Source organism: Mucilaginibacter sp. McL0603, from assembly GCF_049992945.1.
Lineage (GTDB): Bacteria > Bacteroidota > Bacteroidia > Sphingobacteriales > Sphingobacteriaceae > Mucilaginibacter.
Window position 1 is genome coordinate 5391822 of the sequence record NZ_CP188251.1, and the last position, 21683, is coordinate 5413504.

Genomic DNA, 21683 nt, shown 5'->3' on the forward strand with positions numbered 1-21683 from the left:
TTAGAATCTGAGAAATAACAATTACCATGAACATAACATTAACATCTCGTTTGCGATAAAGGTATCTGTAAGAGCGGCATCCATTATTAACTTTTTAAAGCAACCTAATGCCTCACCAAATTTCAAACACATGTCTCTATCTATTGACTCGATAGGATTATCTTTAACTAAGATCTGGAATTCGATATTAGCGTTTGATACAGGAATCACGAGATTTCCATCTATAATTTCCGACCCCAAGTGAGGTAAATCGAAAGTTTCCAATGTTTCTTTATTATGAAGTAACCTATTCCTTAACGTAATTAACATTTCTAATTGTTTGACCGATGGATTGTCTTCATTTATTATCAATTTACCCTCAGACAAAAGGCTGGGAATTATATGTAGTTTACTCTTAAAACGCAAACCAATATAGCTTTCGTAGTATTCCCTGAGTTTTAAGGGTCCATATTTATTCAGGCAAAAGTTTAAAATAATAAAATTTAACGATGCTTCCAAGGTCGCCGAACACAGTGTGACAAAAGCGAAATAAGTGTAAGGGCGTTCCGCACCGCCTAATATATCCTTATATGCCACACGTAATTGTTCATAATAAAGCTTAGTGCCATTTCTTAGATAATAACTTTTATCATTGTCAGAAAGGTTTAAAATTAATCTTCCGTCCATTTTTAATATTTATTTTAACTCTTTAGTTATTGTATTATGATGCATCGTGATGTCCTAAACATATATCTGGACAGTATAAATTTATATTATTGTATCTTTTGTTGCCCATAATGATTCACGCCATCCTGTTACATATTCTTTAATTTTAAATAGATTCCAGTTTTCGTCTAATAGCTCCAAACCTTTAAAGATTGCTGCCTCATCTAAGTATATAACATTTTCATACCTAAGATGAAATGCATCTAAAATTATCCTGGTTCCGTCATGCAAGCCTTCATCGCGATGCTTTGCGTAATTTGCGAGTGTGGTGATTAATTCTATAGTTGTATTTGCGTAACCATCAATAACTTTGTCTTTTTTATAATAGTTGAGCTTAGTTTTCGTCGTCCCTTCAATGTCCGCTATACTTCCAATAATATAATTTTGAAAAGCAATAAAAGCTAGCCCATAAATAGGTTCACTTTCTTCCATAAACCAATCGCCATCGTACCAATGAATTTTATCTATATTTCTTTCAAGTTCTTTGATGGATTTCTGAAATCCGTCTATAATCATATGTAAACTTTTTGACCTATAATCATTTCTACGCCAGTTTGTGTATTTGTTTTCCTCCATTCCTAACTTTCAATTAATATTTTAAACTTCTTTGATTAGACTTTATTTATAAGCTCTCATGTTATTTCATAAGATACATTTGAGCATATCACAATAAATATTCCCATCAGCTTCGTTTATTTTTTATAAACTCATTATAGTAAAAGTCGGCCTCTCCTTCTTTACCTGTTATAATGTCCATCATTATTTTATTTAAAAGCTCTGAACCGGTAACAATATCATTTTCAGTTATTTCCATGTGGTCAAAATCAGAATTAGTTGGAATGTCAACATTCATTATCCACCATTTTTCGATTTTGATTCTTAATCTCATTAACTCGGATAAGTTTTCTATATAATCATCGAACTGATTTTCAATCAAACAGGTCATCATATCATGTGCTAATCTATTTCTCAAACCTTTCTGTTTTTCGAAATTTAAAATATCATTATCATTAATCGCCTCAGATTCCTTTAGCCAATTTAATGAAGCATATAAAACGCTTTTATTTTTATTTACGACGTTTTTTATATAATCGGGACTGTAAGTGTATCCAGATTCATCAAAGCCTGACATATAAAAATCCTTAACAGATGTTATTATATAATCTTTAAATGATTCAAATAATGTTATATAAAAAGCGCCATTAATAAGATTTGCCTTTAAAGTTTCAGGTTTAAGGAAGTTAGTCCATTTATCGTAATTGGTCATCTTTCAAACGGTTAAAGATTATGTAATATAGTTATTTGTATTCTAGTCTGTTGCTGGCGTTATAACCGCACCACACATCACTCAATCCTCCGGCTTCTCCTTCGGATCCGCCATCCTTACTATCCTCGGCTCAAACTTCGCTAGTACTTCTACCAAATCCGTTTGCGCAGCCATTACGGTGTGGATATCCTTGTAGGCCATGGGGGCTTCGTCCATGTCGCTGCCCATCAGGGTAATGCGTTTATCCAGCAGGTTGGCGGCTATGGCGGCTTTGTCCAGCGTTTTAAAGGCGGCGCTTCGGCTCATCAGTCGCCCTGCCCCATGCGAGGCAGAGTTAATAGAGGCCGCATCGCCCTTGCCGCGCACCACAAAGCCGGGTGTGCTCATGCTGCCGGGGATAATACCCAGCACGCCTTCGCCGGCAGGGGTGGCGCCTTTGCGGTGCACCATCACTTCGGTACCGTCGGCCAGTTGCTCCTTCCACGCAAAATTGTGATGGTTCTCAATACGCACAAGCGGGTTAAGGTTTAGCGCACGGGCAATTTTGTTATGTATCTCGTGGTGGTTGGCGCTGGCATATTCGCCGGCCAGGTTCATAGCAATCCAGTATTCCTGCCCTTCGTCCTTATCCAGGTCGAGCCACGCAAGGTGCTTCGCTTCGGGTGGCAGCTTGGTTTTGGTCATGGCTATTTTGGAGTAATAATCCGCAATGCTCCCCCCAAACCCACGCGAGCCGGAGTGTGACAATAAAGCCAGGTACCCCCCTGCCGGGATGCCATCCAAAGCGCCTTCGGCTATGGTCAGTTCGCCCCATTCTACAAAATGGTTACCGGTGCCGGATGTTCCCAACTGCGCATAAGCTTTATCCTTCAAATTGCGGATCACCTTGGTTTCGCTCCAGGTCTTGCTATCAAACAACGAGGTATCATGGTACTTTTTGGTAGTCCCGCCAATACCGAAATTGGTATGGTCAATCAGCAGGTTTTTCAGCATGTCGGTTTCGGTATCCACCACGCGGGCAGGCATATCAAAAATGCTCAAACACATACGGCAGGCAATGTCCACGCCCACAGCAAAGGGAATAATGGCATTGGCCGCAGTGGCCAGCACACCGCCAATAGGCAACCCGTAACCCTGGTGGGCATCGGGCATAAGGGCGCCCGCGACAGCCACCGGCAACTGTATGGCTGTTTTCATCTGTGCTAAGGCGCCCACTTCAATATGTTCCAGGCCCCAAACAGGGAAATCTGCTATTTCTTCTTTCAAGGCAAAATTGCTGCGCTGCTGCTTAATAAACTTTCCCTCTTTACGCAAGGCGATCACATCTTCGGCCAGGTTTTTAAACTTACCGCCTTTCTTCATGGCGTAGGGCATCGGGTCATCTATCAAAGCTTCCAGGTTGGCCAGTATTTGTGTTTTGTCCATCACATTATGCTTCAGCAACCCATTAGCCACGCGACTAAAGTTTACCAATACTTCCACATCATTGATGCCCAAGGCTTTTAATTCGTTGTTGGTTATTTTTTCTTTTTCCATTTTGCCTCACCCTGCCCTCTCCAAAGGAGAGGGTTCATTAATTTATAATAAAACATTTAGTTCACCTCACTTTTAAAAGCCCTCTCCTTTGGAGAGGGTTGGGTGAGGCTTTATGATACAAAGTAAAATACCATCTGCGCAATCTATTTGCGCAGTAGAAAATATATTGAAAAATTTATGTTAGAAATTTATGAATGGCCTTTGCAGGCGATGCTTAGTTACTATTATACATCAATTATCTGTGATAACCATTGTAATATCAGTTATATCATCGTATGTAGCATACCAACAATTGCGACCGAATAATGCGAATGAATATGCAGCGATTTCTTCATGCGTTATCAAATGCCCAGGTATTTTGTGTGGTTGAACTGCTTTAAATGCCAACGTAGACAACAAAAAATGTATATTATTGATCACAAGTGATTGCTCACTTTGGGCTGCATTCTGTCCCTCAAATTCAATTTTATAGACTGTAAAACTTTGGTGATTATAGGTTATAAAGGCTTTGTAGCCCACGTCGCCGGTCCAACTTCTAACGAAATAAATAATGTCATTCCACGCATAAATATCCCATTTATCTTCCATGACCTTCGCCTTGTAGCCGCTGCCCTCGACTTTTTCCCCGTTATGACGATAAATCAGTTCTGTATCAATTGAAATACAATTTTTAAATCGAAAGCCGATATATTCCTGCCCGATGCCTGCTCTGTTTTTTAAGAAAAGTTCCGCGACATTTCGATTCTGAGTTGTAGAAGTCATCTGTTGCGTAAACGAGCGTATATCTAATATTCGCTTATTAAATGGATTACCTTCGCCCAAATCGTACCACTTAAAGTCGTATAAAGGATTAGCTTTCTGCTCTGTTTGTTTCTTTTGATCTTTCTTTTTGAAAAAGCTGAACATATTTTGTGATAAGATCTTCTAAAATAATGCAATTAAAACTACGCAGCGCTTATGCGCAGCAAAAATAATTGCCATATTTATTAAAATATTTTTCGATGCCTGTCAACCGCAATGCCCTGATCCGTTACCGCACTATTGATAGCTGCCTGCAAAGCCGCCGCCGCAAATGGACGCTGGATGACCTGATAGAAGCCTGTTCCGATGCCATTTACGAATACCAGGGCATCATGACCGGTGTAAGCCGCAGAACCATACAGGCAGATATAGAGATGATGCGCAGTAACAAGCTCGGTTACGAAGCGCCGATCATCGTAGTTGATAAAAAATATTACACTTACGAGGACAAGAACTACAGCATCACTAATATCCCCCTCAACAACCAGGATATGCAGGTGCTGGGCGAGGTAACCAGCCTGCTGCAACAATTCAAAGGCTTTAACCACTTTGCCGACCTCAGCGAAATGGTAAGCAAGCTGGAAGATAAGATATATACCCAAAAAACACACAGCGCCCCGGTGATCGACTTCGAAAAGAACGATAACCTGAAAGGGCTGGAATATATAGAGGTGATACGAAAGGCTATTGTGGCTAAGAAAACCATCTGTGTCACCTATCAATCCTTTAAAGCAAGAGAGGCCAGTACTTTTTGTTTTAGTGCCTATTTGCTAAAAGAATACCGCAACCGCTGGTTTGTATTAGGCGTTGCACACGTACGCCACCAGCCTTTATTAAATTTAGCATTGGACAGGATACAATCCATCACCGGGCATGAAGATCTTTACCGCGAAAACACCGATATCGATTTTTCTACCTATTATAATGACGTGATCGGTGTCACCAAATCGCCCGGTCAACGCGATTGTGAAGTGATTTTTTGGATCGATAACAAAAACGCGCCCTATGTGATCACCAAACCCTTGCATCATACCCAAAAACTGTTAAACGAGGATGAGACGGGAAAGATATTCAGCATCCGGGTAATCCTCAATTTTGAGCTGGAAAGGGAACTCCTGGGCTTCGGTTCAAAAATGAGGGTGCTGGGGCCGAGGATATTGGTGAAACAGATCAGGGAGCAATTGCAGAAAACATTGGATAATTATAAGCTGCTATAGTGTTGATCTATCTGTAATGAGTTTTGATATCTCCGAAACAGCTTGTTCAAACCTGCCTTGCCAACTGCCAGATATCTCCACAAATTTAATTTGATGATCAGCTAAAATCTCCCTGTGAGATTGATCCAATAAATCTCTGTCGGTTTTGTTTAACCGGGTACCATCCTGGTAATAAGTGGCGTCGTTATTTAAATAAAGATATAAGTCGGCTTTGTTAGTGTTATAGATATGTTCGTTAAACGGCAATTCCCTGTCAAATACAAACTTGGCGTATGATTTTGTGATATGAATATCAGTATCAATAATTAATAAAGGGCTATTGTCCAATATAGCATCATCTATTCTTTTAGCATGTTCATTAGCAACTAAAAGCAGATCGTCAAAAGTAAAATCGGTTGAATCTGGAATTAAATCCCTGCCGACCTCTAATATCATGCTGCAATTATAATATTCCGCAAGTTGCCCGGTTAAAGTTGTTTTCCCCGTAGATTCAGTTCCCAAAACAACAACTTTAACGGCGAAATAAGGCTTAACCGCGGTAGGCAAATAATGCCAGTTGGAGAAAAGATCATTCCTGATGACGGAAGCCGAAATAGGATGCCGGGTTTTATCCAGATCAAAAGGGATGTGTTGTATACCCATAAAACCGGCAACCAACTCGCCATAAGGCTCTGATGTAATGAGCAAGTTATAATCAGTATAATATTTTTTAAACTCGCCCGACCAGATTTGTGAAACACTTAAAGATGCTTGGGAAGTGTTTGGCAATAACCCGTTATCATAATGGAGTATTTTTACTTCCATTTTTTGGGTATCGAAAAAAATAGTTTCAATCCAGTTTTTCCTTACCTCACCGGGAGTGTTTTCTTCGTTGTCGCAACAAATTAACACGGATAAAAAATCGCATTTAGTCAGGGCGAAGCTAATCATGGCTTCGTGGCCTTTGTGAAAAGGCAAAAACTTTCCAAATACAAATGCCTTAATCATTAGCCAATTGCTTTTTCCAGTTATACAAGCCGTATGACGCTAACCCAAGAAAGATCAAATACTCCAGAGATAGAAAATAAACTCCTTTTTTGAAATACAGAATTACACAAACGGCATCTACCAATATCCATAAATGCCAGTTTTCGATTTTCTTTTTAGCGAGCAAAACCGTGGCGACAATACTCAAAACCATTACGAAAGAATCGGTAAAAGGATAGGCCGCTGCAATCTTGAAATAATTAGGCAGGTATGTGTGGATGTTTTTAATGAGAAAGCCAATTACTATTGAACCAACTATAATAACAGCAGCGGTTAACCGGCGTGCTTTTACATTAACAACAGCTATTTTGTTTTCAACTCTTATAGTGTTCCAGTTATACCAGCCATAAATGGTAACTACAAAAAAATAGACCTGCAAAAACATATCGGCATAAAGGTGTACCTGGAAAAATAAAAGGAAGAGAAATATTTCATTAACAATGCCGGTGCTCCAGGTTAAAATATTGGCCTTTGATGCAAAATAAACCGAGATGAGGCCAAATACTGTTCCTATTAATTCAATATAACTAATGGGATAACCTATGATGGTAAAAGCGGTTTGTGTTATTTCAAAAAAATGCATTAAAAAGTATATTTTACCGAAGTGTAAAAATTTGCAGGCGATTGAACAAAGTATTTTTTTGTACCATCAGTGTCCACATAGCCATTGTTAAAGTATTTGGTGTTGGTAATGTTGTTTACGAAAATACCAAACTGAAAGTGTTTAATGTCATACTGCACCCTGGCGTTTAACGTGACGTATTGGTTAACCTGTGCAGTATTGGCAAAATTAATGAACGACCGGCCTTGAAACCGTGCTGATACACCTATTAAAAATGCTTTACGATTATAGGTTACTTCCTGGTTAATAATAACCGGTGGCGTCAGTATGGGGGCAAACGACTCCGTTTGTTCTTTAATACGGCTATAATTGTAGGATGAGTTGTTGATGAGGTGGATATGATCATCGATTTTATAGTTGACGCTTAGTTCAGCCCCGGTCCTGTAACTGCGGTCTACTTCATTAGTAAGAGCCAGGCCATTAGGGCCTAATTGTCCATTCAGCACAATTTCATTTTTAAAATTCATGTAGTAAAAATTCAAGTTAAAATTGATTTTGCCCGACTGATGACGCAGCCCAGTTCCTGATCTATTACATACTCCGGAACATTCTCCGCAATAATGGCGTGGCCCGAACTATCGGCCAACAAATTATCGTTGCCGCCAAACATATCATTTCGGGTAGGCTCGCGGCCGGTTCTGCCAATGCTGTAGTATAAGGTGGAATGATTATTAACCGCAAAACTCAAACCTGCTTTGGGATTGAGAAAATACCAATCCATTTTATTTAAAGGCACATCGCCGTGATAATCAAACGTGGCGTAACGCGATTGAACATCGGCAAAAAGTGTTACTTTACCAATTGCATAATCGGCCTTGGTAAAAACACTGAATTCGTTTTTGTAACCTGTATTTTCATACAACTGACCAGTTGTATTTAAACTACCGATATGCCTTCTGTCGTATATACTGCCATTGATCCCGGTTGTCCAGTTAAATGATCCTTTGGAGTAAGTGTAATTGCTGAACAGGCCGATGAGGTTGGACAGGAAAGCATAGTTATACAATTCGTTGGTTGTTGGCAAACCTAAATAAGCATTCTCATTATACCCATAATGGCCGTTAAGATAGGTGTAGTAAACACTCGATTGCACGCTTGATGCGGTATTAGGATGCCACACATGTTGAAGCTGTACCAATAGTTGGATGAAATTGTCCCTTTCGTTACTATCCAAATTTGTTCTTCGGTCTTTTTCAATTAACGCTTCAGCTACGCCCAACCAGGCTAGCTGATTTTGCTGATGGCCCACTAAAACATTCATTTTAAATGCCGATTTATCATAGATTAAATCGCCGCCCATAAAAACAGATTGAGAACTATTTGAGGAATGATATTTATACCCATCGGAATAGATTTGAGAGGCCCTCACATAAAATGCCTTTTTGTTTTTTACCCTATTATATTCAGCAAATGCCCTGTGGCTGTTAAAGGAGCCATAACCAAAGCCAACGGTAGTATAGGTAGAATCGTAAAGATTAGGAGAAAATAGCTGAACGCTACCACCATAACTTGCAACTCCATTTTTACTCGTTCCAATACCCCTCTGAATTTGAATTTTACTTACCGAATTTATAATATCAGGATAGTTTGAAAAATAAGCACCCTGATCTTCGGGTTCATTTAAAGGAACTCCATCCAATGATATGTTTATCCTGGTTTGGTCAATTCCTCTCATCCTGAAATAGGAATATCCTTGTGTACTTCCCGCATCAGAATATACGGTTATTGAAGGTGTTTCCAAAAGTAAGTAGGAAGGCTCCTGCCCGGTTGATTTAGCTTGCAGGTCTTTGCCGCTTATGTTCAGAAATGTAACAGGTGTTAATTTATCGGCCTGGTAAGTCACCACCACCCCCTTTATCAAGTTCGAAGTATCGTGTTTTAAGGCAGTCTGCGCCTTAAGTTGTATAGCTGCAAATAGCAGGACAATGGACAGCCTAATGTTTTTTAGCATAAAAGTTTAGGCCTTATGATTTGTATTGGCTTTTACCTGCTCAAAGGTGATGGTATTAACCAGTTCGCCGTTTTCAAATACAGTATGCAGCTCATCCGCTAATTCTAAATGTTCCTGCTCGTTTACGGTTTTAAAGGTGCCGTTAATCTTCACTAGTTTTAAACGGCCACCTTTGCTCTTTTTAAAACTTGGGGTAATGTTGCCTTGTGCATCCATTTCAGTTGGGTTTTTTTCAACTGCTACTTCTTTTCCATTAATAACCGCACTGCTGCATTTCAACGCAAATTTTTGTGTGTCCCGATCAACCTTTTGCAGCAAAGCGCCGCCCATGCCCAGTACCAAATTTTCGGCGCTGATACCGTAATCCTTTAAGGCTTTGTACATATTTTTGATCTCGGTATAGTTTACACCATCGCCTTGTATCACTCTTATTTGCGGTGGCAATACTTTATAACCTTTTGCATTAACAGTAAAGCCAAACTTGCTGAACAATATCTCAAATATTTTAAGCAAGGTCATGATAGGGTCGCCACTATCAGGGCGAATAACCAGGGTACCTTTACGGTTCAATATCTCATCTCGCAACCCCGTTCCCCAGTATTCTTCACAAGCTTTAAAAATGTTAAAGCTATCAGACACGCAGGCAATAGTTCCGGTTGGGAAAGTCCGCAAAACATGTTTAAAGATCTCTAGTTCGCCTTCACGGCCCAATAAAGTACAAATGCTGTGCTCAGTAGCAGGTACACTTAACCCGTAAACCTTTTCAGCATCATAGTAATTAATAGCCATGCCGCTGCCGGCCAGGTTATCACTTCCGCTAAAACTGAGCAGATGCGCTGCACCGCCAATTTTAGCACTTTCTACACTGCTTACACCGCGAAAGCCAAAGTCATTTAGCACAAAATCAATCCCTTTTTCAGCGCCTTCGGTAGCTGTTTCGTTATAGTATTGAGTAACTACTTTTCTGATCTGGCTGCTTAAAGTAGCTACAGTACATGGGTACCATACCTGCATCAGCAGTGTTTCTAAAAAATTGGTGAGCCAGTAACATTCCGGATCTGTGTTTTCAATGGTCATTAATGCATTGCCCGTAGGCACTGCTGTTCCTTCAGCAACAGCTTTTATTTTTACGGGCAGTTGGCCATTGTATTTATCCAGGATGTATTGAAATTTAGATTTATCAAATACATCATCGCGGCCAAATACCTGCTGCAAAAAACTGTCAGCCTCGTCCAGGTCTTGTTGTGTAAATGCAGGGCCTTGCAAATACTCTTTCAAAAGGTACTGCAGACCGAAAAAGACGGTCTCATTAAACATTCCGCCCCGGCTTTCCAGGTAGCTGTAAATTTGAGTGGTACCGGGATAATAGAATTTATGATGCGCATATTTATAAGCATCAGCCAAAAGGATCAAATTTTCTCGTTTCATGATATTAAAGGTTTAGGTATTTAGTAATGACAAAATTAAATAATTGATGATGCTCATCGCTAAGCATACCATCTTTCATTAACTGGGGCAGATCAGTCACTTTGAACCAATCAAGGTCGATTATATCATCGTGCGCCGCCGGCGTACCGCTGATATAATTACAGCTGAATAATAGGGTAATGATCTTATCGGCCTCATTACGGTAACGCCAGTCATTTATTTTGCGGGATGTCTCGTAAGTCATTTCGCCGGTTTCCATTTCACCACATTCTTCCGTTAACTCCCGTTTGGCTGCAGTTTCATAGCTATCGTCCTCAGGATCTGCAAACCCTCCTACAAAGCGCCATTTATTGTTGGTAGATTTTTTACCCAGCAATATTTCTGTCTTGTTATTTTTGAATAATGCGATATCAACCGTTGGATAAACTTTGGTGTATTGATTATAATAAGCATACAAAATACCGGCCCTGAAATCGTTTGAATCAAACACTTTATCCGCATATTGTTTACGTAATTCCGTTGCGTTATAATCACCGTGCTCAGGTAATTCAACGGTTTCAAATTTGCCGGAATAATACGGAATAAAGCTATCCCGGCTGCCATACAGGCAAAAGTGCTCGGCAGGGAAAACGCCTTTTAGTAAGTGATCAATATTATCGGACCATGTTTTATCGCTCGGATGGTCGCTCACCGGCAAAACGATCACATCAGGATAATCCTTTTTGATCATCTTCTCACGTGTATAATAATCATAAGGATTTTTCCGGCTACCCATGATCGGGCTTACACCTAATAATATGATCAGCTTAGCGTGATTTTCTGTTACCTGGCTGATCAATTGCCTGTGGCCCTCGTGCAGGTATGGTGTTTGGAAACGTGCGATGATAACTGCTGTCTTCATGACTAATTTGCGTTAATTATACGCAAATATAAATATGCGTTTTAAATACGCAAATTATTTTTTACTTTTTTTTAAAAAAAACTTAAGAATTATATTTCAAAATTGATTCCCTCTTTTGTTAGGCGGAAATACTTCTCTTCGTTAAACCGGAAGAGGTTGCCCGGGCGGCCCGCACCATTCAATGCCTGTTTCTCGTCTGTTTCTTCCAGGAAGCCGAATTTGGTGATCTTCTTTTTAAAATTGCGGCGGTCTATAGGGCGATCTAACACCGCCATGTATAGCTTCTCTAATTCAGAGAACGGGAATTTCTCTTCCAGCAATTCAAAACCTACCGGCTGGTAAAGTATCTTGCTTTTTAATCGCTCATGGGCTACACGGATGATTTCATTATGGTCAAAAGCCAGTTGCGGTAATTTTTTGATGTTAAACCATGCCACGTCGGCAGCGTCTGTTGCAGCTTGCAACTCAAAGGCATCTGGTTTAACCAAACCATAATATGTGATAGATATCACACGGTTACGCGGATCGCGGCCGGGTTTACCAAAGCTGTACAGTTGCTCCAGGTAATTAATGCTGATTCCCGTTTCCTCTTTTAATTCTCTCTGTATAGCATCTTCCAGTGATTCATTGTCCCCTACCAATCCACCTGGCAGTGCCCAACCGCCTTTAAATGGCTCAATATTTCTTTTAATAAGCAACACAGATAACCCTTCTTTTGAAGTATATCCAAAAACTACGGCATCAACAGCTACTTTTATATTTTGCAGGGCAGGCATTTTACAAAGTTATTAATAAGCGCAAGGCAGGCAAATGTGGATGTTCATCGTATTAGCTAGAACATATTGGTTCTTTGAATGACATTGAGTATTTACGTTTGATAATAAGGTGCACTAATGGAAATCCGACTAATTGCTTTTCAATTTTGCAACATTTAACTCAATTAGCTATATTAGTTTGCTTATCCTAAAACCTTATGCGCAACTCTAACCTTGCCTTATTAAAGATAATTCTTATTTCCTTATGTTTGTTCTTGTGCAATTTTTCCAGTGCACAAAACCGTTATAACAACATCATTTTCAAGATAGATTCGTTGGCTGATGTTGGCTTACCGAAATCCGCTCTTTCCGAAGTTGGAAAACTGGAAGACTTAGCCCGAAAAGAAAATAATACCTCCCAAATTATCCGTTCAGTTATTTACCATTTAAAGTTTCAGACTTATCTGGAAGATGATGCTTTAGTTTCCGTCATCAATACACTCAAATCCGATATTGACAGATCGTCCTACCCGGTAAAACCAATATTACAATCATTTTTGGCTGATATGTACTGGAATTATTATCAGGAAAACCGCGAACGCTTTGCAGGGCGAAGCAAGCTCGAGAAAGCAGACGTAGATTTCAGAAATTGGGACCTGGCCACAATTATTGAGCAAACAACCAAACTTTACCGACTGTCTTTATCGAAAGATGAAAAAGAGCAGGATACGAAAATTGACCTATTAAATGAGATGCTGGAAGGTGACGTAAATACCCGCAATTTACGGCCTACCCTTTATGATTTACTTTTGCATAGGGCACTTGATTATTTTTTAGCAGAAGAACCCGCTTTAACGAAACCAAAAATGCCCTTCACTGTAAATGACGCACGTTTTTTTGGTGAAAGTAAAGAATTTGCAAACCTTATTGTAAGGACATCGGACACCAGTTCGACGCTGTACCAGGGGATAAAATATTTGCAGCAAGGAATTGCTTACCACCTGAAAAGCAAGAACAAAAGGGCACTTGCAGACCTGGACCTAAAAAGGTTGTCATTTTTATACAGCAAGGCTTCAATTAAAGACAAAGACAGCCAGTATATTTCAGATCTTAAAGTTATTGCAGGAGATACATCAGCGGGAGTTATCAGGGCAGACGCATTAGTAACTATAGGCAAATATTACATTGACGGTGATAGCCTGGCCACCGCTTTAATTTACCTGCAAAAGGCGGTTGCCGGTTATCCTAAAAGCCTTGGCGCAAAAAATGCGGCTAATCTTATAAAAACAATTACTCAAAAAGCGCTTTCGGCAACCATGGAAGATATAAATGTTCCTGAAAAGCCACTTCTTGCCCGGCTAAGTTACCGGAACATTGCATCTATAAATTACAAGATATATCTCTTAACCGATCTCCAGGTGAGCCGAATAAAAAAAATGGATAGTAATATGGGGCAAATTCTGGCGGGTAAAGCCACTTTTTCCTACCTTAAAAGTTTAAAACCGGTACAGGTTCGTCAATTAAGTCTGCCTCATACGAGCGACTACAAGGAACATTCGACCGAGTTTAAAATTGATCCATTAAAAAATGGGACCTACCTGCTTTTGCTAAAACAGACGACTCAAAAAGATAGCCTGATTCAACTAACAAACTTTAAAGTGAGCGGTCTTGCCTATACCCTAAGAACACGGCCAGGCGGTGTACGTGAGATAAGGGTGGTTAATCGTGAAACCGGTAGTCTTTTAAAAGGAGTTTCAGTGCTATTGACCTATCAACCTGACAGTTATGGCAAGGCCAATAAAAAGCCAATCATAGTTTCTGGTATTACCGATGAAAACGGGAGTTTTATTTTTAGCATGCCGGGCAACAGCTTTTCAGTTTCATTAAGTTATGAGGGTGATCGTTTAATGAGCGGCGAACAATATGTTTATTATTCACCGTCGGCATGGTCGGATAATCAGCCGCTTACCAGGACCATTTTCTTTACTGACCGGCAAATTTATCGCCCGGGCCAAACAATTTATTTCAAAGCTTTGCAGATTCAAAGCGATAATGGGAAAAGTCAAATACTGCCAAAGACCGATCTGAATATTGAGTTCAAGGGGCAAAACGGGCAGCAACTGGGTAGCGCCAAACTGCAAACCAATGAATTCGGCACTATCGCGTCCTCATTTACCATTCCACAAAATATACAGAATGGCACCGTAAAGATATCAACATCAACCGGCTCGATAGGTGTTATAATTGAGGAGTACAGACGGCCTACTTTCAAAGTGGACTTTGATCCATTTACTAAAAGTTCCAAGCTTAACGATAGTATTACTGTTAAGGGAACAGTAAATACTTTTTCGGGCTATGGCCTTTCGAACGTCCGCATCGCTTACCATATCACGAGGGCACCTAATCTTAGGGCTTACCTTCTTGAGTCCAGCAATGTAAAGTTAAATAAAACACTTGCTGTTCGGAAGAATTCATCGGTTACAGAAATACTTGCGGACACAATTAAAACAGACGAGCAGGGAAGATTCGAAATTAAATTTCTGGCCACAGGTGTAGATAAAGACGGTTCGGACGAAGCTTATACATTTGCCATAAATGCTGACGCAACAGATGGTAGTAATGAAACACAGTCTGCAAATACTGAAATCCTGTTAAGTAGCCAGGCCATTCAACTTGAAGCAAATATTCCTGAAATGGTGATAACTACACAAGGATTAAATGCGACAGTGCAGATCTATAATTCAAACTATAAGCGGCAAAATGGTAGCGCCAACGTTCGAATTTATGCTTTGAAAGGCCCGGGAGTTTCTTATAAGGAAAGGCTTTGGGAGGCTCCGGATAAACTGATGATCGGCAAAGCTGACTTCAAAAGAGACTTCCCAGATTTTTCCTACGATCATGAAGACGAATATAAAAACTGGCAGCAGGGAGAAAAAATTATTGACTTTCAGCTTGAACTAAAGAAGACTGATGAAAACGCGATAGATTTGAGTAAACTGCTAAAATCGCCGCCGGGAGTTTACGAGGTGGTCATTAACGTCAAAAGTGAAGGCGGGGACACTGCGTCAATTATTAGGTATATTAACTTTGTGACGGAACATGCCCCGGTACAAAAAATCCGGGATTGGATAGTACCAGTAGCAACTTCTGTTAACCCTCATGAATCGGCAGTATTTTTCATAGGCCTCAATAAAAATTGCAGCGTTTTGTTTGAAACTTATGATGGTACCAAATTGCTTTCTTCAAGGATATTAGCGTTATCCCAGGGGTCTTCCCAAAAGATCGTCGTACCTGTGCCGCCAACGCAGCGTAATAGCTTCTGCGTACAGTTTACCGCAATTAGTGAAAACCGGCTTTACAACTATTATCAGCGAATAACAGTACGGGATACTCTTAAACCCCTTCATATTCGACTGATAACTTTCCGGGATAAACTTCAGCCAGGACAAAAAGAACAATGGAAACTACAGATTACTGGCAATAACGACAAACAGGCATCGGAACTTGTGGCCGGATTGTACGATGCCTCGCTTGATGATATTACGCCCGCGGCTACCTGGGAAAAAGAGTTTTCTTATCTACCCTACGTGGGATCCTATTTCCAGTGGGAGAAAATAGACCCTTCAACGTCCGTTAATACGATTGACGATGGTTCTGATACCCATTATTTTTCGGATTATATAGAACCGCGGACTTATGAGAGCATAAATATGCTAGGCTTTGATTATTATGGTAACGATAATGGAAACTACACGGACTTTTTGGAGGACGCCAAAGCGTTTAGGACCATACGTATAAATGAAAACAAAAATGAAGCCAGATACAAAAAGAACGCCGTTCTGGTCAAGAATGGTTTTGACGTAATTGGGCGGGTGGTATACAAACGAACTAAAGTTAGCATTTCCGGTATAAAAGTAAAAATAGGTAATACAGCTATAAGCACTGTAACCAACTCATTGGGGTATTTTAAGATCAGGGTACCTATAAATTCAGTATTGGTTTTTAGTGGCAAACATTTTATCCCCAGAAAAATAACGCCACAAAAAGGGCAAAGACTGATTGTGAATATGTTATATCCTATTCATGACTTAGAAGAATTAGAAGTAGCGGATCCCGGCGTTAAAAGTGTAAAGGGCGACCCGAATTCGGAAATAAAGATAGATGAACCTGTTGGTAATAGCGATGTAAAAATGGTAGTGGAGGAAGACAATAATAGTATGGTAGTTTCCGGTTTTAACGGCTACACTACTGCAAAGGTAAAATTCCCGCCACCTGTCTTAAAAGCTGATAACGAAGCTAAACAATATGAAAAGGTTGTGATGAGGGAAATCAGGATTGCGAATAAAGTAAATCCTGTCACCATACGCAAAAACTTTAGCGAGACGGCGTTCTTTTACCCCCAGTTACACACTGATGAAAAGGGGGAGATACTGATTGATTTTACTATCCCCGAATCGCTTACACGCTGGAAATTCAGGGGATTTGCGCATGATAAGGACCTGCAAAGTGGATATATCGAGAACGAAGTAGTCACCCAAAAGCAATTGAGCATCAGCGTCAATATGCCGCGCTTTATGCGTGAGGGTGATACCATCACCATCTCAGCCCGATTGGCTAATCTGACGAATGATAAATTAAAAGGTGAGGTCAGCCTGCAACTCTTCGATGCGCTAAACATGCAGCCGGTATTACTGCTGGTAAACCCTGCCGAAGCAAAACAAATGTTTGAAGTGGCTTCATTGACCAACAAGGCAGTATCATTTAAATTGGTAATACCGCAAAACCTGGATGCCCTAACTTATCGCCTTACTGCTGACGCAGGCACTTACAGCGATGGAGAAGAAAATACACTACCCATACTGCCTAACCGCATGCTGGTTACCGAATCAATGCCAATGATGATAAGGGCCGGGCAGGAAAAGACCTTTACTTTTGATAAGCTCCTGAACAATACCAGTACCACCCTGAAAAATAAATCGCTCACGCTTGAATATACTCAAAACCCAACCTGGTACGCGGTGCAGGCGTTACCCTATATGATGGAATTTCCGTATGAGTGCTCTGAGCAGGTGTTCAGCCGCTATTACGCCAATAGCTTGGCTACTAATCTTATGAATCACATGCCGGTCATAAAAAGGGTTTTCGATCAATGGAAAAACAGCAACAGTACAGCGCTTTTGTCGAACCTTGAAACCAACCAGGAATTAAAATACACCCTGCTTGAAGAAACACCCTGGCTGCGCGACGCGGTGAACGAAACAGAACAAAAGAAACGTATCGCTTTGCTTTTCGACCTGAATAAAATGGGCAACGAGCTTCAATCAAACCTGGATAAACTGCAACACAAGCAACTGGCCAATGGCGGCTTCACCTGGTTTGGCGGCAACGAAGCCGATCGCTATATCACTCAGCATATTATAGCAGGTATCGGTCAATTATATCATTTGCATATTCCCGATGATAAAAGAGGACAGTTGCGGGTAGTAGCTGATAATGCTATAAGCTACCTGGACAATGAATTGTTGACAGATGAAAGATATGCCAAATCACATCAGCGTTATGAAAACAGAGAAATAGGTGCGACAGAAATACATGCATGGTATGCCCGCAGCTATTATCCTGATCAAAAAATGAATGGTGAACTAAAAAAAGCATTTACTAATTACACCGCACGTGCAGAAAAGCAGTGGCTTACCCAAAATGTCTACCAGCAAGGGATGATCGCCCTTACTATGTTGCGTAATGGTAAGTCGTTAATAGCAAATGCAATCATCAAATCGTTAAAAGAAACAGCACAGCAATCAGACAACCTGGGTATGTACTGGGGCAAAAATCTACAAGGCTACTTCTGGTATGAATCACCCATAGAAACCCAGTGTTTGCTTATAGAACTATTTACAGAAGCCGGCGGAAACGGAAAAGCAGTAGAGGAAATGAAGATATGGCTGTTACGCAATAAACAAACCAACGATTGGAAAACAACTAAAGCTACTGCTGCTGCCTGTTATGCCCTGTTAATGAGGCAGGATGATTGGCTGTCACAAGATGCTACATCCAATATCAAACTTGGCGGACAGGAGCTTGAAGAATTAAGACCAGGTATTAAAGCAGATGCCGGAACTGGCTATATCAAAACCACATGGGCCGACGAACAAGTAAAACCAGCTTTGGGAAAATTGGAAATCAAAAATAACGGCAAATCTATTAGCTGGGGAGCCATGCATTGGCAGTACCTGGAGCAACTAGACAAGATCACTCCGTCAAAAACTGATATTCAGATGGAACGCAAATACTTTATTCTGAAGCAAACTGATTCCGGTCCTGTATTAACTGCCGTTGATGCAAATCATCAGCCCAAAACAGGGGATCTGCTCAAAGTTGTAGTTCATCTTAAATCAGGCCGTGATTTTGAATACGTTCAGCTAAAAGACATGCGGCCTGCGGGTACAGAACCGGTAAGTGTATTGTCCGAATATAAATATCAGGACGGATTATGGTACTATGAAGTGACTAAAGATGTGGCCACAAACTTCTTCATCAGCTATTTAAACAAAGGGAGCTATATTTTTGAATACCAACTGCGGGTCGCTCAACCCGGCAATTTTTCAACGGGCATTACTACAATTCAATGTATGTACGCTCCGGAATTTAACGCACACAGCGAAGGGAAAAGATTGGTGATTACCGGTAGTGATAAATAGTAAATCAGAAACAAAAAAAGAGTTACACTTTCGATGTAACTCTTTGATCTTGTTTGCGGAATGGACGGGACTCGAACATTAGCTAATAATAGCTGATTCACAGTCCTTTATATCTTTTAAATAAAAGACGCCACGATTGACGCTGTATCTAAAATTAATTGTCTTTCTTTCAATGACATTTTAAGAACGAAAGCCTTCAATATTCAAGTACAAACAACTGATATCAGCTACATTTTCGTTATTGCAATTTACGACTTTTATTGATCGTCATATTATATTTTGAATTAATTATAAAAATGCATTATAACCAAAGCTGATTATATTTACAACATTATGAAAAAACCTTTCCTTATCATGTTATGCGGGCTAATTGCAATCGTTTCAGCCTGCTCAAAAAAAGATAGTCCAAACCCTACATCAAGTTCCATCGTAGGCAGATGGGCAATAAAAGGCGACACCTCACGCGAGTATATAGACGGAGTAGTGGCCTCTACTTATGTAGTGCGCGGCATTAATTCGCCCTGGTGCCAATTTAATGCCGATGGCACGGGGTTTATGAAATTCAATATAGGTCCACCCGACGATACCATACATTTTACTTATAGCGTATCACACGATTCGCTTTACTTTGCACATCCCGATGAGATCATCCGCGGAACAACTTATAGTGCATTTTCATACCACGCTGATATTCAATTGTTAAATGAACATAATCTGATAACAGTTAACAAGTTTGGCTTTAGCCCAAATTACATCGAGGACCAATATTTTACCCGGTAAATGTTTGACAGGATATTTGTTGATTGTATTGGAAATTGTTCGAACACAATGAATTATGATCATCCTATTGACCTGTTTGAATTTTGCCCATAAGTTTAACAGAACCTTATGATAATTTGATTTTGCCTGAGACAAAAAACCCGTAAATAATTCATTTACAGTATTTTCTGCATTTTTTTAAATTACTTAGCCGAGAGAGAAGCTTCAAGGGAAATTGAAAAATCTTCTAATATTCATGTGCCTCTCAATATTAACTACACCGTCTTAATTAACTATACCTTCTTACAAAATGTTTTCTATAATTACTACCGCTGTTGCGGTCAGTTTAATATGGGCTAATGATACCATTATATTAAAATTACCCAAAGTGTTAACAGTATTTCTAGTTAAACCCAACAGGACGATTTCTGGTTTGCCCAGTTCATTATTTATTATTTCAACTTCGTTAAAGGCAGTACCATTAAGCCACCCTGTTCCCAACGCTTTAAAAAATGCCTCTTTTGCAGCAAAACGGGCGGCGTAATGCTCCTGTTTGTGGGGTTTGCTTTCGCAATAGGCAATTTCATTTGCCGAAAACACCAATTCGCGGAAGCCGTTATCCTTTTCTATCTTTTCTGCTATGCGCTCCACTTCAACTATATCAATACCTAAACCGGCTATCATAATTAATCTGTTTAGATCAAACTTATATAAATTTCGGCAGAAGGCTTCGACCGTTTACCGTTTAAACTTCGGCAGGTTCAGGGTGTTTTGTTAAGGCCAGTTTTTTACCAGCGTGTTCAGTGGCAATAGAAGCTACTATGCAGGTAACCAATATCAGTACTACAGTACCATTCAGGATGTTATCGTCAATAATTTTACTTTTGTAGCCGATTAAAATAATAGCCAGCGTTGCCGCAGCGTGCGAGCTGCTTAATCCAAATATAAGTTTGCGCTGTATATTTGAATAGCCTAATATTTTCTGGGTTAAAAATGCCGATGCCCATTTCCCTGCAAGGGCGGCAATGGTGAGGCTAATGGCTACAATTAAAGCGCCCAAGCCAGCGAAAAATACATGGAAGTTAACCACCATCCCCACGCTTATTAAAAAGAAAGGGATAAATATAGCGTTACCCATAAACTCGATATTGCTGAATAATTTTGACGGCCTAAGGATTAGCCGGTTAAGGGCCAGCGCGGCAATAAATGCACCTATAATAGGATCAAGACCAGCCATTTGTGCTAAAAATGCGGAAAAGAACATGCCCGTAAGTATAAAAACGAAATGTGATGTTTTATTGATTTCGGGTTTATTGAAAAACCACTTCGCTACAACCGGAATGACTAAAAAAACTATCAGAAAAAATACAGTAAGAGAGGTTATTAACTGTAACCAGAAAGCTGAAGTTAAGCCTCCATTTTTGGCACCGATAATTATTGCGAGTATAATAAGAACGGTTGTGTCTGTCAATATGGTGCCCCCAACGGTTACAGATACCGCTTCGTTTTCAGACACTCTGTATTTACTTACAATTGGGTAAGCTACTAATGTATGAGTAGCAAACATGCTTGCTGTAAGCAGGGATGTAAGCAAAGGATAACCAAGCAAATAATAACAAAGCGGGAAACCGATTACGATAGGTATTGAAAAGGTTAAAAAGCCAAATATCAGGCTTTTGTGCTTTTGTCTTTTAAACTCGGCAAGGTTAAGTTCAATACCGGCAATAAACATAATATATAAAAGCCCTATGGTAGCGAAAAGCTCAACTGCCAGGTTTTTGGTAAGCAAATTTAATCCGTAAGGCCCGATGATGGTCCCGGCAATAACAAACCCTACTATATCAGGTATTTTGATCTTCGCCATCAAAATTGGTGCAAGTAGAATTATAAAAAGTATTAGCGTGAAAATAAGTACCGGGTTAGTTAAAGGAAGATGCAACTGTTGTAATGCATGGTCCCAAATGTTAGAGTTCATAGAGTAATCAAATCAAAATTTAGGTATCAGTATTTATCT

17 protein-coding genes are annotated in these 21683 nt (G+C 40.0%); 3 read left to right on the top strand and 14 right to left on the bottom strand.

The annotated features are described in order from the left end of the window. Positions 1–21: 21 nt before the first annotated feature. From ACPPVU_RS24700 to ACPPVU_RS24720, 5 genes are all read right to left on the bottom strand, one after another. Positions 22–666: a hypothetical protein gene (locus ACPPVU_RS24700; protein ID WP_426669400.1), complete on the bottom strand. Its 645-nt coding sequence runs from the start codon at positions 664–666 to the stop codon at positions 22–24. An 81-nt stretch (positions 667–747) separates the two neighbouring features. Then, positions 748–1281, bottom strand: coding sequence for a hypothetical protein (locus tag ACPPVU_RS24705; protein WP_426669401.1), 534 nt, complete (start codon positions 1279–1281; stop codon positions 748–750). Positions 1282–1387: 106 nt separating this feature from the next. Continuing rightward, positions 1388–1972, bottom strand: a complete 585-nt coding sequence (locus ACPPVU_RS24710; protein ID WP_426669402.1) for a hypothetical protein — start codon at positions 1970–1972, stop codon at positions 1388–1390. A gap of 81 nt (positions 1973–2053) precedes the next feature. Next, positions 2054–3508 (bottom strand): RtcB family protein, encoded by a 1455-nt coding sequence (locus ACPPVU_RS24715; protein WP_426669403.1) that lies wholly within the window; start codon positions 3506–3508, stop codon positions 2054–2056. A 231-nt stretch (positions 3509–3739) separates the two neighbouring features. Further along, on the bottom strand, positions 3740–4414 hold the full coding sequence (locus ACPPVU_RS24720; protein ID WP_426669404.1) for a hypothetical protein: 675 nt from the start codon (positions 4412–4414) through the stop codon (positions 3740–3742). A 95-nt stretch (positions 4415–4509) separates the two neighbouring features. On the opposite strand from ACPPVU_RS24720, the gene ACPPVU_RS24725 reads away from it, so the two are divergent. Further along, the gene (locus ACPPVU_RS24725) at positions 4510–5526 is read left to right on the top strand and encodes a helix-turn-helix transcriptional regulator (protein WP_426669405.1); all 1017 of its coding nucleotides are present in this window, start codon (positions 4510–4512) and stop codon (positions 5524–5526) included. On the opposite strand, the gene ACPPVU_RS24730 is transcribed toward ACPPVU_RS24725, so the two are convergent. The 7 genes from ACPPVU_RS24730 to ACPPVU_RS24760 all read right to left on the bottom strand — a co-directional run bounded on the left by ACPPVU_RS24730 (position 5521) and on the right by ACPPVU_RS24760 (position 12230). Continuing rightward, entirely contained in the window at positions 5521–6513 is a 993-nt protein-coding gene (locus ACPPVU_RS24730) for an AAA family ATPase (protein ID WP_426669406.1), read from the bottom strand. The two genes, ACPPVU_RS24725 and ACPPVU_RS24730, sit on opposite strands and share 6 nt — an antisense overlap. Continuing rightward, positions 6506–7135 (bottom strand): nicotinamide riboside transporter PnuC, encoded by a 630-nt coding sequence (gene pnuC / locus ACPPVU_RS24735; protein ID WP_426669407.1) that lies wholly within the window; start codon positions 7133–7135, stop codon positions 6506–6508. The genes ACPPVU_RS24730 and pnuC overlap by 8 nt, the downstream gene beginning before the upstream one ends. Then, on the bottom strand, positions 7135–7641 hold the full coding sequence (locus ACPPVU_RS24740) for a TonB-dependent receptor domain-containing protein (RefSeq protein ID WP_426669408.1): 507 nt from the start codon (positions 7639–7641) through the stop codon (positions 7135–7137). The genes pnuC and ACPPVU_RS24740 overlap by 1 nt, the downstream gene beginning before the upstream one ends. A gap of 11 nt (positions 7642–7652) precedes the next feature. Beyond that, the gene (locus tag ACPPVU_RS24745; protein WP_426669409.1) at positions 7653–9125 is read right to left on the bottom strand and encodes a TonB-dependent receptor plug domain-containing protein; all 1473 of its coding nucleotides are present in this window, start codon (positions 9123–9125) and stop codon (positions 7653–7655) included. Between the two features lie 6 nt (positions 9126–9131). Beyond that, entirely contained in the window at positions 9132–10553 is a 1422-nt protein-coding gene (locus ACPPVU_RS24750; RefSeq protein WP_426669410.1) for a nicotinate phosphoribosyltransferase, read from the bottom strand. A gap of 4 nt (positions 10554–10557) precedes the next feature. Next, positions 10558–11454, bottom strand: a complete 897-nt coding sequence (locus tag ACPPVU_RS24755; protein WP_426669411.1) for an NUDIX domain-containing protein — start codon at positions 11452–11454, stop codon at positions 10558–10560. A gap of 89 nt (positions 11455–11543) precedes the next feature. Beyond that, positions 11544–12230, bottom strand: a complete 687-nt coding sequence (locus ACPPVU_RS24760; RefSeq protein ID WP_426669412.1) for an NUDIX hydrolase — start codon at positions 12228–12230, stop codon at positions 11544–11546. A 197-nt stretch (positions 12231–12427) separates the two neighbouring features. Between ACPPVU_RS24760 and ACPPVU_RS24765 the strand changes: the two genes are divergently transcribed. Together ACPPVU_RS24765 and ACPPVU_RS24770 are read left to right on the top strand one after the other, a co-directional pair. Then, positions 12428–18910, top strand: a complete 6483-nt coding sequence (locus ACPPVU_RS24765) for an alpha-2-macroglobulin family protein (protein WP_426669413.1) — start codon at positions 12428–12430, stop codon at positions 18908–18910. A 333-nt stretch (positions 18911–19243) separates the two neighbouring features. Next, the gene (locus ACPPVU_RS24770) at positions 19244–19690 is read left to right on the top strand and encodes a hypothetical protein (RefSeq protein WP_426669414.1); all 447 of its coding nucleotides are present in this window, start codon (positions 19244–19246) and stop codon (positions 19688–19690) included. Between the two features lie 282 nt (positions 19691–19972). On the opposite strand, the gene acpS is transcribed toward ACPPVU_RS24770, so the two are convergent. Together acpS and ACPPVU_RS24780 are read right to left on the bottom strand one after the other, a co-directional pair. After that, the gene (acpS, locus tag ACPPVU_RS24775; RefSeq protein ID WP_426669415.1) at positions 19973–20353 is read right to left on the bottom strand and encodes a holo-ACP synthase; all 381 of its coding nucleotides are present in this window, start codon (positions 20351–20353) and stop codon (positions 19973–19975) included. Positions 20354–20414: 61 nt separating this feature from the next. Further along, the gene (locus tag ACPPVU_RS24780; RefSeq protein WP_426669416.1) at positions 20415–21644 is read right to left on the bottom strand and encodes a cation:proton antiporter; all 1230 of its coding nucleotides are present in this window, start codon (positions 21642–21644) and stop codon (positions 20415–20417) included. Positions 21645–21683: the final 39 nt, after the last annotated feature.